Source organism: Kitasatospora sp. NBC_01266 (assembly GCF_036242395.1).
In the GTDB taxonomy this organism is placed as follows: domain Bacteria; phylum Actinomycetota; class Actinomycetes; order Streptomycetales; family Streptomycetaceae; genus Kitasatospora.
In genome coordinates, this window is the sequence record NZ_CP108458.1 from 1,007,525 (window position 1) to 1,020,295 (window position 12,771).

The 12,771-nt window shown below is 71.5% G+C and carries 14 protein-coding genes; 6 read left to right on the top strand and 8 right to left on the bottom strand.

Annotated features, from left to right (window positions below; all coding sequences use genetic code 11):
• Positions 1-3: 3 nt before the first annotated feature.
• The 4 genes from OG403_RS04485 to OG403_RS04500 are packed head-to-tail and all read right to left on the bottom strand — an operon-like array spanning position 4 to position 5,028.
• The gene (locus OG403_RS04485; RefSeq protein ID WP_329561593.1) at positions 4-1,380 is read right to left on the bottom strand and encodes an aldehyde dehydrogenase family protein; all 1,377 of its coding nucleotides are present in this window, start codon (positions 1,378-1,380) and stop codon (positions 4-6) included.
• Entirely contained in the window at positions 1,377-2,093 is a 717-nt protein-coding gene (locus OG403_RS04490; protein ID WP_329561594.1) for a gamma-glutamyl-gamma-aminobutyrate hydrolase family protein, read from the bottom strand. The genes OG403_RS04485 and OG403_RS04490 overlap by 4 nt, the downstream gene beginning before the upstream one ends.
• Positions 2,090-3,448, bottom strand: coding sequence for a glutamine synthetase family protein (locus OG403_RS04495; protein ID WP_329561596.1), 1,359 nt, complete (start codon positions 3,446-3,448; stop codon positions 2,090-2,092). Before OG403_RS04495 ends, OG403_RS04490 begins: the two co-directional genes overlap by 4 nt.
• Positions 3,445-5,028: an amino acid permease gene (locus tag OG403_RS04500; RefSeq protein ID WP_329561598.1), complete on the bottom strand. Its 1,584-nt coding sequence runs from the start codon at positions 5,026-5,028 to the stop codon at positions 3,445-3,447. Before OG403_RS04500 ends, OG403_RS04495 begins: the two co-directional genes overlap by 4 nt.
• 212 nt (positions 5,029-5,240) lie before the next feature.
• Here OG403_RS04500 and OG403_RS04505 point away from each other — a divergent pair, with 212 nt between their 5' ends.
• Positions 5,241-5,957, top strand: a complete 717-nt coding sequence (locus tag OG403_RS04505) for a FadR/GntR family transcriptional regulator (protein ID WP_442911044.1) — start codon at positions 5,241-5,243, stop codon at positions 5,955-5,957.
• 71 nt (positions 5,958-6,028) lie between these two features.
• On the opposite strand, the gene OG403_RS04510 is transcribed toward OG403_RS04505, so the two are convergent.
• Positions 6,029-6,841: a DUF4389 domain-containing protein gene (locus tag OG403_RS04510; RefSeq protein WP_329561600.1), complete on the bottom strand. Its 813-nt coding sequence runs from the start codon at positions 6,839-6,841 to the stop codon at positions 6,029-6,031.
• Between the two features lie 153 nt (positions 6,842-6,994).
• Between OG403_RS04510 and OG403_RS04515 the strand changes: the two genes are divergently transcribed.
• Entirely contained in the window at positions 6,995-7,435 is a 441-nt protein-coding gene (locus tag OG403_RS04515) for an RrF2 family transcriptional regulator (RefSeq protein ID WP_329561601.1), read from the top strand.
• Between the two features lie 134 nt (positions 7,436-7,569).
• Positions 7,570-8,784, top strand: coding sequence for a globin domain-containing protein (locus tag OG403_RS04520; protein ID WP_329561602.1), 1,215 nt, complete (start codon positions 7,570-7,572; stop codon positions 8,782-8,784).
• 58 nt (positions 8,785-8,842) lie between these two features.
• Here the strand turns inward: OG403_RS04520 and OG403_RS04525 are convergent, their stop codons facing one another.
• Positions 8,843-9,193, bottom strand: a complete 351-nt coding sequence (locus OG403_RS04525) for a (2Fe-2S) ferredoxin domain-containing protein (RefSeq protein WP_329572092.1) — start codon at positions 9,191-9,193, stop codon at positions 8,843-8,845.
• A gap of 200 nt (positions 9,194-9,393) precedes the next feature.
• Between OG403_RS04525 and OG403_RS04530 the strand changes: the two genes are divergently transcribed.
• Positions 9,394-9,768, top strand: a complete 375-nt coding sequence (locus tag OG403_RS04530; protein ID WP_329561604.1) for an ArsR/SmtB family transcription factor — start codon at positions 9,394-9,396, stop codon at positions 9,766-9,768.
• Between the two features lie 38 nt (positions 9,769-9,806).
• On the opposite strand, the gene OG403_RS04535 is transcribed toward OG403_RS04530, so the two are convergent.
• Entirely contained in the window at positions 9,807-10,064 is a 258-nt protein-coding gene (locus tag OG403_RS04535; protein ID WP_329561606.1) for an SGM_3592 family protein, read from the bottom strand.
• Between the two features lie 263 nt (positions 10,065-10,327).
• Here OG403_RS04535 and OG403_RS04540 point away from each other — a divergent pair, with 263 nt between their 5' ends.
• Both OG403_RS04540 and OG403_RS04545 read left to right on the top strand, forming a co-directional pair.
• Positions 10,328-11,230 carry an HAD family hydrolase gene (locus OG403_RS04540; RefSeq protein WP_329561608.1) on the top strand — a complete coding sequence of 301 codons (903 nt, stop codon included), beginning with the start codon at positions 10,328-10,330 and terminating at the stop codon, positions 11,228-11,230.
• A gap of 6 nt (positions 11,231-11,236) precedes the next feature.
• Positions 11,237-11,899, top strand: coding sequence for a 2'-5' RNA ligase family protein (locus tag OG403_RS04545; protein WP_329561610.1), 663 nt, complete (start codon positions 11,237-11,239; stop codon positions 11,897-11,899).
• 43 nt (positions 11,900-11,942) lie between these two features.
• Here OG403_RS04545 and OG403_RS04550 read toward each other — a convergent pair whose 3' ends face one another.
• Positions 11,943-12,671 (bottom strand): HAD family hydrolase, encoded by a 729-nt coding sequence (locus OG403_RS04550; RefSeq protein WP_329561612.1) that lies wholly within the window; start codon positions 12,669-12,671, stop codon positions 11,943-11,945.
• Between the last annotated feature and the right edge of the window lie 100 nt (positions 12,672-12,771).

The following is a 12,771-nucleotide window of genomic DNA, read 5'->3' on the forward strand; positions in this document are numbered from 1 at the left end:
TGACTACTCCTCCGTGGAGATGAAGACGTTCTTGGTTTCGGTGAAGGCACTGAGGGCGTCGGGGCCCAGTTCGCGGCCGAGACCGGACTGCTTGAAGCCGCCGAACGGGGTGGTGTAGCGCACCGAGGAGTGCGAGTTGACCGAGAGGTTGCCGGCCTCCACACCACGGGCCAGCCGCAGCGCGCGGCCCAGGTCCCGGGTCCAGATCGAGCCGGCCAGGCCGTACTCGGTGGCGTTGGCGATCCGCAGCGCGTCGGCCTCGTCGGTGAACGGGACGACGGCGACCACCGGGCCGAAGACCTCCTCGGTGAAGACCCGCGAACGCTGGTCCACCGGGGCCAGCACGGTCGGCGGGAACCAGAAGCCCTTGCCGTCCGGAACCTTGCCCTGGAGGTGAATTGACACATCGTCAGTCAGGTAGGAGCTGACCCTGGCATGGTGCGCCGCCGAGATCAGCGGCCCCATCTCGGTGCTCTCCTCGCGCGGGTCGCCCACCTTGACCCCGAGCACAGCCGGCTCCAGCAGCGCCAGGAACTCGTCCAGCGCGCTCTCCTGGACCAGGATCCTGGACCGGGCGCAGCAGTCCTGGCCCGCGTTGTCGAAGACGGCGTAGGGCGCGGTGGCGGCGGCCTTGGCCAGATCGGCGTCGGCGAAGACGATGTTGGCGCTCTTGCCGCCGAGTTCCAGGGTGACCGGCTTGACCTGCTCGGCGCAGCCGGCCGCGATCTCCTTGCCGACCCGGGTGGAACCGGTGAAGACCACCTTGCGCACGTCGGGGTGGGTGACGAAGCGGCGGCCGACCACCGGGCCGTGGCCCGGCAGCACCTGGAACACGCCCTCCGGCAGCCCGGCGGCGAGCGCGAGTTCGGCCAGCCGCAGCGCGGTGAGCGGGGTCAGCTCGGCGGGCTTGAGCACCACCGTGTTGCCGGCCGCCAGCGCCGGGGCCAGGCCCCAGGCGGCGATCGGCAGCGGGAAGTTCCACGGCACGATGATGCCGACCACGCCGAGCGGTTCCTGGAAGGTGACGTCGATCCCGCCCGCGACCGGGATCTGCCGGCCGAACAGCCGCTCCGGCGCTGCGGCGTAGTACTCGATCACGTCGCGCGCGTTGCCCGCCTCCCAGCGGGCGTTGCCGATGGTGTGGCCGGCGTTGGCCACCTCCAGTTGGGCCAGGTGCTCGCGGTCGGCGTCCACGGCTGCCGCGAACGCGCGCAGCAGCCTGGCCCGGTCGGCCGGACTGACCCGGCGCCAGCTCTCGAACGCGGCCTTGGCACGGGCGATCGCGGCGTCGGTGGCGGCCAGGTCGGCCATCGCGACGGTCTCGATCACCTCCTCGGTGGCGGGGTTGACCACCTCGAAGAGGTCGGCGGGTTGGGTCACGAGGTCTTCTCCTCAACGGCGTTGACGAAGGATCTGAACAGCCGGGGATCGCCCGGGTCGGCTTCCGGGTGCCACTGGACGCCCAGCGCGAAGCGGGCGCCGGGCAGTTCGAGCGCCTCCACGGTGCCGTCGGCGCTCCAGGCCACCGGGCGCAGGCCGGTGCCGATCCGGTCCACCGCCTGGTGGTGGTAGCAGAGCACCTCGGCCTGCCCGCCCAGGATGCCGGCGAGCCTGCTGTCCGGCTCGGTCCGCACCACGCGGCGGTGGAAGGTGGCCGGGGCGACCTGGTGGCTCTGCTCGCCGATCCGGTCCGGCAGGTGCTGGACCAGGTCGCCGCCGAGCGCCACGTTGAGCACCTGGAGACCCCGGCAGACGCCGAGCAGCGGCAGGCCGGCCGCCAGTGCCGCCCGGACCAGCGCGAACTCCCAGTCGTCGCGCGGCGGGTGCGGTGCGCCGGTGCGCTCGTGCGGCCGGGCGCCGTAGCGGGCCGGGTCGACATCGGGGCCGCCGGCCACCACCAGGCCGTCCAGCCGGGCCATCAGCGCCTCCGGCACGCCGCCGGTGGGCTGCGGCGGCAGCAGCACCGGCACGGCACCCGCCGCGGTGACCGCGTCCACGTACAACTGAGGAATCAGCGCGGCAGGTTGGTCCCAGACGCCCCAGGCGGCCCGTTCCAGGTAGCTGGTGATTCCCACCAGCGGCAGCCCGGTCACAGCCGCTCGAATCCGCGCCGACGCTCCCAGTCCGTCACCGCCGCCTCGAAAGCGGCCAGTTCGACCCGGCCGGTGTGCGCGTAGTGGCGCACCACGTCCTTGCCGAAGGCGAGTGCGGCCACCTCGCTCCGCTCGAAGGCGGTCACCGCCTCGCGCAGCGTGGCCGGCACCCGGGGCGCGTCGGAGGCGTACGCGTTGCCGGTGAACTCCGGCTCCAGCTCCAGCTGTTGCTCCACCCCGTGCAGACCGGCCGCGATCAGCGCGGCAACCGCGAGGTAGGGGTTCACGTCACCGCCGGGCACCCGGTTCTCGAAGCGCAGCGAGGAGCCGTGGCCGACCACCCGCAGCGCGCAGGTGCGGTTGTCGCGGCCCCAGGCGATCGCGGTGGGCGCGAAGCTGCCGGGGACGTAGCGCTTGTAGGAGTTCACGGTCGGCGCCAGCAGCAGGGCGAAGTCGGCCAGGCAGGCGAGTTGGCCCGCAAGGAAGTGCTCCATCACCTTGGAGAAGCCGTGCGGCTGCTCCCCCGCCATCACCGGTGCGCCGTCCGCGTCGCGCAGACTCAGGTGGATGTGGCAGGAGTTACCCTCGCGCTCGTTGTACTTGGCCATGAAGGTCAGGCTGACGCCCTCCTGCGCGGCGATCTCCTTGGACCCGGTCTTGTAGACCACGTGGTCGTCGCAGGTCTTCAGCGCGGAAGCGTACTTGAAGGCGATCTCGTGCTGGCCGAGGTTGCACTCGCCCTTGGCCGACTCCACGGTGAGCCCGGCGCCGGTCATCTCGCGGCGCAGCCGGCGCAGCAGCGGCTCGATCCGGGCGGTGCCCAGGATCGAGTAGTCCACGTTGTACTGGTTGACCGGGGTGAGCTGCCGGTAGTCCTTGTCCCAGGCCTGCTCGTAGCTGTCCCGGAACACGATGAACTCCAACTCGGTTCCCACGTACGCCTGCCAGCCGTACCCGGCGAGCCGGTCCAGCTGCCGCTGCAGGATCTGCCGGGGCGATACGGCCACCGGGGTGCCGTCGTGCTGGGCCAGGTCGCACTGCACCATCGCGGTGCCCGGATGCCAGGGCACCAGCCGCAGGGTCTCCAGGTCGGGCACCATGGCCAGGTCGCCGTAGCCGTTCTCCCAGGAGGAGACCTCGTAGCCGTCGACGGTGTTCATCTCGACGTCCACGGCCAGCAGGTAGCCGCAGCCCTCGGCGGCCTGCCCCAGCACATCGGTGAGGAAGTACTCGGCGTCCAGCCGCTTGCCCTGCAGCCGGCCCTGCATGTCGGTGATGGCCAGCACGACGGTGTCGATGCTGCCGTCGGCGACGCGGGCCCTGAGCTGATCCAGCGTCAGCCGTGCGCTGCTCATCCGTTCTCCTCCAAGGGAGTTGAGTCGGGGGTCGATTCCTGAAGGTCGTGGATGCGCGGACCGGTGAACCAGCGCCGCGCCGAGGCGAACCACCAGACGGCCGCGAACCCGAGCACCACCGCGATGGCGACGCTGGTGTAGTTGAAGTTCTGGACGGTGATCGGATTCAGCGTGGGGAGCATGAACAGCACGGTGATCAGCGCGGTCCAGGCCACGGCGACGATGCCGATCGGACGGCTCCAGCGCCCCAGGTGCCAGGGGCCGTTGCGGAACTGCTCGCCCTGGCGCAGCCTCAGGTAGACCGGGATCACATAGGCGAGGTAGAGGCCGATCACCGAGACCGAGGTGACGGCGGCGAAGGCGGTGGTGTTCCACAGCGCGGGCAGGCCGAGCAGGAAGGCGCCGCCGGTGCCCAGCCAGATCGCGTTGTTGGGCGTCTGGGTGCGCGGCGCGATCCGGTGCCACAGGCGCGAACCGGGCAGCGCGCCGTCACGCGAGAAGGCGTAGATCATCCGGGAGTTGGCGGTGACCGAGGCCATCCCGCAGAAGAACTGGGCGCCGATCACGATGATCAGCAGGAACTCGGCACCGTTGCGGCCGATCGCGTCCAGGAAGATCTGCGCGGGCGGCTCGCCGGTGGCGCTGTTCACCTCACCGTTGTAGTTCTGGATCGCGAAGGTGAGGCCGATCAGCAGGATCCAGCCGGCCACCAGCGAGACCAGGATCGAGTTGACGATGCCGCGCGGCCCGGAGCGGGCGGCGTCCCTGGTCTCCTCGGTCATGTGTGCGGAGGCGTCGTAGCCGGTCAGGGTGTACTGGGCGAGCAGCAGACCGAGCATGGCCACGTAGAAGGAGCTGTGGAAGCCGGTCTGGTTGACGAAGTGTCCGAAGACGAAGGAGACCGAGGTGTGGTGCTGCGGCAGGATCGCCAGCATGCCGACGATGATCACCACGCCCAGCAGGTGCCACCAGACGCTGACCGTGTTGAAGAGCGCCACCAGTCGCACGCCGAAGCTGTTCAGCAGCCCGTGCAGCAGCAGGATGACCGCGAAGATCGCGATGGTGTGGGAAGCGGTGGCGCTGAAGCCGAACCGCAGGTCGAGCAGCGCGTTGGTGAAGGTGGCCGCGCCGTAGTCGACGCTCGCGGTGACCGCGACCTGGCCCATGAAGTTGCACCAGCCGGTGAACCAGCTGGCGGCGGGCGCGTTGCCGCGGGCCAGCTTGGCCGCCCAGTAGTAGAGGCCGCCGGCGGTCGGGTAGGCGGAGCAGATCTCGGCCATCGCCAGACCCACGCAGAGGGTCATCGCGCCGACCAGCGGCCAGCCCCAGGTGATCAGTGCGGGGCCGCCGGTCACCATGCCGAAGCCGTAGAGGGTCAGGCAGCCGGAGAGGATCGAGACGATGGAGAAGGAGACGGCGAAGTTGGAGAAGCCGGAGAGCGAGCGGGCCAGCTCCTGGGTGTAGCCCAGCTCGCGCAACCGCTGCTCGTCGGCGGAGAGGTCGTCGGTGGAAACAACGGGGGAAACGGCGTGCAACACAGGTGGGGAAACCTGGTTGACGGGTGACTGCTCGGAGGACATGCGCACCCCTTGGGGGTTCGGTGGGGGATCCGAAACGTGCGCCCACAGCACTGTGGCCGTCAATGGCCCGGAACTAGACCATTGGCTTACCGCGCATGCTTCCGTCTCGCCCCGCACCACGTCAAGAGGGGCATGCCCGGCGATCGCGGCTCGTACCTCGGTACGATTTGCCGGTGGAACTTGCGGGCACGGACGATCCGGGCGAGCCGGGCATGGACTGGCAGGGCGGCGCGATCTTCCGCCCCGTCCGGACCGGCAATGCCTTCGAGGAGACCGTCGAGCGGATCCTGGAGGCGGTGAAGCTCGGCGTCTTCGGCTACGGCGACCGCCTGCCGGCCGAACGCGAGCTGGCTGTCCGCCTCGGCATCAGCCGCGAGACGCTGCGCGAGGCGATCCGCTCGCTGCAGGAGGCGGGGTGCGTGGAATCGCGGCGCGGTCGCTACGGCGGCACCTTCGTCACCTACCGGCTGCCGGCCCCCGATCTGGGCGAACTGCGGCGCGCGGTCCTGGACATGGGCGCCGAGCTGGAGGACGCGCTGACCTTCCGGATGGTGCTGGAGACCGGCGCCGCCGAGCAGGCCGCCCGGCGCGAGCTGACCGAGGACCAGCGCGCCTACCTGGGGCGGCGGCTGGCCGAGTTGGAGGCGGCCGACGCCGACGGGTACCGCCGGCTGGACTCCCGCTTCCACCTGGCGATCGCCGAGCTGGCCGGCTCGCCGTCACTGGCCGCCGGGGTGGCCGAGAGCCGGATGCGGCTCAACGATCTGCTGAACGCGATACCCGTGCTGGACCGCAACATCGCGCACGCCTCGGACCAGCACCGGGCGATGGTGCGGGCGATCCTGGCCGGCGACGTCGCGGGCGCCCGGCGCTCGACCGAGGAGCACCTGGCGGCGACCGCGGCGCTGCTGCGCGGGTTCCTGGGCTGAGCAAGGTTCCCGGACTGAGCAAGGCCCTGGGCTGAGCAAGGCCCTGGGCTGAGCGCGGGCCGCTCGGGCGGCTACTCGGAGACGGCCGGCGCGGTGTTGGTCGTGTCGCTCGACAGGTGGTGGTCGGTGTTCGCGTACTCGTTGAACACGTGCCCCGCCAGCCCCAGCACCAGGAAGGCCACCAGCAGCGCCTTGCCGCCCCCGCTGAGCACCAGCGGCCGGGTGGCCGACGCGGGCGGGCCGGCCGTGCCGGGCGCGGCGGCCTCCTCGCCGAACAGCCCCTTGGGGTAGGCGGAGGTCAGCATCAGCACGTACGCGTCGAACCGCATCCGGTACCGCACGAAGGCCGCCGTCGCCTCGAAGACCGGGCGCGGCATCCGCCCCGTGATCAGCACCCAGAGCCAGAGGAAGAAGCAGAGCACCAGCCAGCCGCTACCGACCAGGCTGTTGATCACGGCCGCCGGAATCATCAGGATCAGCCGGAAGAAGACCGCCGCCCGGGTCAGCCGGCCCGGCCGCAGCTCCACCTGGACCGGGAAGTCCGGCGGCTGGCGCAGCGAGAACGGCGGGTACTGGTCGATCAGCAGGGTCGCGCTGGCCGTCACCCGGCTGTCGTAGCCGACGTAGCCGATCAGGAAGCGGGCGATCCCGACGGGCAGGTGCGCGGTGAAGAGCGCGGCGAACCAGCCGATCACGGCGGCGAAGAAGGCGGCCACCGAGAGCACCCAGAGCACGATCGCCTGCGGCACCAGCAGGAGCCAGCGGAAGAGCACCGTCAGCCGGCGCTGCGGGCCGGGTTCGGGGACGTCCAGGATCGGCAGGAACTCCGGCGGACCGGCCGCCACCGGCATCGTCCACCCGCCCGGGCCTGGCGTCTGCGCCATGACGCACTCCTTCGGATCGCTCGTGCCTGACTCCTCCTCACGACGCTCGCAGCAGCCCTGCCCTCCGGCATCTCCACGGGGCCGGACGAGGATGGGCCGCACCGAGCCGTTCAGATAATTGGACTTTCAGATACCAATTGCTAGAGTCCAGGCGTGCGACTGACCAAGGGAACCGACATCGCCCTGCGGATTGCCATGCGACTGGCCGTCCTGGAGGGCCAGACGCCGACCACCCGCGAGGTGGCCGCGGCCGTGGAGGTCCCGTACACCCACGCGGCCAAGGTGGTCAGCAGGCTGCAGCACCTGGGCGTGGTGGAAGCCCGCCGGGGTGCGGGCGGCGGACTGGCGCTCACCACGGCCGGCCGGACCGGCTCGCTCGGCCGGCTGGTCCGCGAACTGGAAGGCGTGGGCGACGTGGTCGGCTGCGAGGACGATCCGCCCTGCCCGCTGCGCGCGGCCTGCCGGCTGCGCGGCGCGCTGCGCACGGCCCAGGAGGCGTTCTTCCAGGCGCTGGATCCGCTCTCGATCGATGACCTGGTGGCAGCGCCGACCGGTCCGATCCTGCTCTCCCTGAGCTCGCGCCCGGCCGACTAGCCCACCACTCCCTCTCGCCACCCCCTCACTCCCGCGCCCCCTCGCTCGCCTGATCGGCGACGCGAGCGCCCCGCCCTGGGCGGGTTCAGTCACACCCTTGAATACGAATCTTATTTACCACTTAGGAGTCCGCCATGCTGTCCCCGCAGTCCACGGCCATCGTCCGAGCGACCCTCCCCGCGGTCGGCGGCGCGATCGGGGAGATCGCCCCGCTCTTCTACCAGAAGCTCTTCGCCGCCCACCCGGAACTGCTGCGCGACCTGTTCAACCGGGGCAACCAGGCCAACGGCAGCCAGCAGCAGGCGCTGGCCGGCTCGATCGCCGCCTTCGCCACCGCGCTGCTCGAGCACCCCGACCTGCGGCCGGACACCATGCTGAGCCGGATCGCCCACAAGCACGCCTCGCTCGGCATCCGCCCCGAGCAGTACCCGATCGTGCGGGAGCACCTGTTCGCGGCGATCGTCGAGGTGCTTGGCGACGCGGTGACCGCCGAGGTCGCCGCCGCCTGGGACGAGGTCTACTGGCTGATGGCGAACGCGCTGATCGCGATCGAGGACAGACTGCGCCGCGAGCACGGTTACGGGGACGGGGACAGCGGCGACCGGCCCTGGCGCACCTACCGGGTGACCGAGCGCCGCCAGGAGACCGCCGAGGTGGTGACCTTCGTGGTCCGACCGCTGGACGGCGGCCCGGTACCCGCCCAGCGGCCCGGTCAGTACGTCTCGGTGCAGGTCGAACTGCCGGACGGGGCACGGCAGATACGCCAGTACAGCCTGTCCGGGCAGGCGGCCGGCGCGCTCCGCTTCAGCGTCAAGCGGCTCGCCGGCGACGGCGGCCCGGTCGGCGAGGTCTCCCAGCACCTGCACGAACAGGCCTGGGAGGGAACCGAGTTGCGACTGAGCGCGCCGTGCGGCGATGTCTACCTGGACGAGGCGGGGGACGGCCCGGTGCTGCTCGTCTCGGCCGGTATCGGCTGCACCCCGATGATCGGCATGCTCAACCACCTGGCCGCCACCGGGTCGACCCGCCGGGTGATCACCGCGCATGCCGACCGGAGCGAGCAGACCCACGCCTTCCGCACCGAACTGCAGCTGCTCACCGGCACCTTGGCGAACGCCGAGGCACACGTCTGGTACGAGCGGCCGAGCGCTGCCGACTGGCCGGCCGAGCGCACCGGGCGGATCGACCTCGGCACCCTGGAGCTGCCCGCCGGCAGCACGGCCTATCTCTGCGGCCCGGTGCCGTTCCTGCGCGCCGCGCGCGGCCAGTTGCTCGCGGCGGGCGTGCCGGCGGCCGCCATCCACTACGAGGTCTTCGGCCCGGACCTCTGGCTCGGCAGCGCCAGCTGACGCCTGGCCAGGCGACGCAGTGCCGTGTCGGCGCGGCGCACCTGCCCCGCCCGGCGGGTCAGCCTTCCAGCCCCTCGCGAATCCGCCGCGAGGGGCTGAAGGAGTAGAGCTCGAGGATGTCGGGCGGGTCGACCAGCCCCGGCCCGCCGGCCGCCACCCAGGCGGTGATGTCGCGCGCCGCGTCCTCGTCGTTGACGAAGCCCAGCCAGACCGGGCGCCCACCGGCCCGCCGACCCTGCGGGGAGGGCTGTATGACGATCACATTCGCGCGGTCGCAAGCGTCCAGGCAGTCGACCGGCCGCACCTCGGCCACCCCCACCAGACTCGTACGCAGGCCGGTGAGCTGCGCGGCATGGTCGATCCCGGGCACCTTCGGCGTGCCGCAGCAGCAGCCCCGGCAGACGCTCACCCGGCAGCGCGCCGCGCCGTCACTCCCCGTCCTGGCATCCGCCGTTGCCGTCCTGGCACGCCCCTTGCCACCCCGATCGCCCCCGTCGCCCTTGCCGCCACGATCACCACGCCGCTTGCTCACCTCGGCACCGTATCCCAATCGCCCGATCCAGGATTACATGAACAGCTATTCATGTACCCATCAGTATGATGGACGCCATGGGTCATGGAGCCGTCACCCCCGCCGAGAGCACCGTCCCGCGCGCCCGCCTGGACGCGGCCAACGCCGCCAAGGTCGCCGCCACCCTCCAGGCCCTGGCCACCCCCTCCCGCCTGCTCATCCTCTCCCGGCTGCGCGAAGGCTCCTGCGCGGCCACCGAGCTGGCCAACGAGGTGGGGATGGAGCAGTCGGCCTGCTCGCACCAGCTGCGCCTGCTGCGCAACCTCGGCCTGGTGGTCGGCCACCGCAACGGCCGCTCGATCGTCTACGCGCTCTACGACGACCACGTCGCCGCGCTGCTCGACCAGGCCGTCTACCACATCGAGCACCTGCGCCTCGGCCTGACCGACAGCGAGGGTGACACCGAGGCCTGACCCGACCGCCCACCGCCGCCGGCCCCGCTCCTCCGGCGTCAGCGGCGGCGCCAGCGCCCCTTGCGCACCCGGCTCCAGAACCAGCCGGCCGGCGGCCGGTCGGACCGCCAGGGCTGCGGTTCCGGTGGCTCCCGACGCCAGCGCGCGGCCAGCATCCGCGCCCGACCCGAGGGCTCGACCACCGGCGCCGAGCGGATGAACGCCTCGTCCAGCGACACCGCGTCCCAGTCGTCCGGCGTCGGCGGCTCGCTCCCGGGCCCGCCGAACGGCTCGGACGGCTTGTCCGCGCTGCTCATCGACCCACCACCCGTCCTGCTCGACACTCCCGCCCCATCGGACGGCCCGCTCTGGTCAACGCGCGACCGGCCACCGCAGTGCCCGGGCCCGGGACGGCAACGAGCCCTTCCGGCATGACCTCCCCCGTCTCGCCGGACATCCGCTATGTCTGCTATGCCCGCCATGTCAGCCATTGAAATAGAGTGGATCTCAGGTTGTCCGCCTGGCAGGCGTGCGATTCGGACCAAGGTCGGCGTCGGCGTCCGCGATGAGAGGAACTGCCTTGACTGACACAGTGCTTGCGAGTTGGCGGGACGGTACGGCCAAGACGGCGATCCTGGACTTCGTGACCCGCGCGACGAGGCAGGGGCCGGACTTCGTGCCAGCCGGCGACCGGATCGCGACCTTCGACAACGACGGCACGTTATGGGTCGAACAGCCGTTGCCGCCGCAGTTCGACTTCGTCTTCCGGCACTGGGCCGAGGAGGTCAAAGCCGATCCTTCACTGGCGGGCCGGCAGCCGTACAAGGCGCTGATCGAGAAGGACCCGTCGTTCCTCCACGGCGTGGCGACGCAGGACCCACAGGTGATCGAGTCGCTACTGAAAGCGTTCGCACGGTCCTGGGCGGGGAGCACACCGGCCGAGTTCGACGCCCAGGTCCGTGAATGGCTGGCGACGGTCAAGCAGCCGAAGCTCGGAGTGCTCTACCAGGACCTCGTCTACCAGCCCATGCTGGAGCTGTTCGACCTGCTGAAGGCGAACGGTTTCCGGGTCTTCGTGTGCTCCGGCGGGGGTCGGGACTTCATGCGGGTGTTCGCCGAGGAGACCTGGGGGATCAACAAGGAGAACATCATCGGCTCGGCCGCCGAATACACCTACACCGACGGCGGCATGGTGCGCGGCGAGCAGTTGCTCGGCACCCTCGACCTCGGCCCGGGCAAACCGGAACACATCTTCGCCCGGACCGGACGCCTGCCCGTCTTCGCCGGCGGCAACGCCGACGTGGACATCGAGATGCTCAGCGCGGCCCGGTTCGCCCTGCTGATCAACCACGACGACGCCGAACGCGAGTTCGCGTACACCGCCGCCGCCGAGGCCTCGCTGGCGAAGGCCGGGGAGCTCGGGTGGACGGTCGTGAGCATGAAGGACGACTGGAGCACCCTCTACCGGAACCGGGAGCAGTGATGAGTGATGAGTGACCTGACCGCCGTCGACATCCTGGTCGAGCCGGACGCCATCGCGATCGGGCGGGCGCGCGAGGTGAACCGGCGGATGCCGCTGAGCTTCGCCGCCGGGATCACCCTGGACGACACCCACCTGCCGCACATCACCCTGCTCCAGCGCTACCTGGTCACCGCCGACCTCGACGAGGCGTACGCGGCCGTCGAGCGGACGCTGGCCGCCATCGACCCCGCGTCGTTGGCCTTCCACGTCGGCGGGATCAGCTACTCGGAGCAGTGGGGACCGCCCGGCCAGGCCGTCGCCGTCCTCGGCGTCCGGCCCAATCAGCAGGTGCTCGACCTCCAGGCCGCGCTGGTGGCCGCAGTGGCCCCGTTCACCGGATCCGGCGCCACCGACGCCGCGTTCGTCACCGATCCCGACCAGCCGATCAGCCGGACCACCAAGGACTGGGTCGAGGCCTACGTGCCCGACCAGACCGGGGCGAACTACACCGCCCACCTGACCGTCGGCCTCGACACCGTCGACCACCTCAAGGCCCTGCAGGCCGAGCCGTTCGACGCCTTCGACGTCCACCCGGTCGCCTTCGCCGCCTACCAGCTCGGCAACAACGGCACCGCCCGAACCCTCCTCAAGTCCTGGCCGCTGACGCCGACCGAGCCGGCCCGCGGCTGAGGGCCGTCCGGCTTCCGGGGCGACCACGGCCGGCCGCTCGGCATCAGTCGCCGAGCAGCGCGCCGATCGCCTCGACCACGTGGTCGGCCACCAGCTCCGGCCGCCGCTCCAGGGCGGGCCAGGTCCGTCCACGGCGGATCCACACCGTGCGCAGGCCCGCCGCGTGCCCGCCGGCGATGTCGGCGCGCACGCTGTCTCCGACCATCCAGGCGGCACCCGTCGCCGCCACCGGCTCCCCGGCGCCCGCTGCCGGGTAGCCGCAGCGCTCGGCCGCGCGGGCGAAGATCCGCGGGTCGGGCTTGCGCAGGCCCTCCGCCTCGGAGACGCACCAGCCGTCCACCAGCTCGGCCAGGCCGGTCAGCCAGAGCGCCGCGACCTGCTGCTCGTTGGTCCCGTTGGTCACCACGCCGATCCGCCAACCCGCCGCCCGCAACCGGACCAGGCCCGCCGACACCGCCGGTTCGCAACGCATCAACTCCGCGTGCCGGCGCCGGTACTGCGCCCACAGCTCCGCCACCGGGGTCGGCAGGGCGAAGCGCTCGCGGATCGCCGCGAAGACCTCCGCCTTGGGCCGCAGCCCGTCACCGTCCAGCTCGATCAACCACGCGACGGCATCCGGTCCCAGGCCCCACTGCCCGGCGAACTCCTCGGCCCAGGCGGTCAGCGCCGCGCTGCGGTCGACCAGGGTGTTGTCCAGGTCGAAGAGCACCAGGCCCGGGTGCCCCGTCGCCGCCCTGTCCGTGGCCGACTTCGCCATCGCCGACTTCGCCATCGCCGCTCTCCTCGCTGTCACTGATCGCCGACCTCGGCGAGCTCGACCAGGGCGGACATCGTAGGCGGCCAGTCCTCCGTGACCGCCGGCCGAGTCTCCG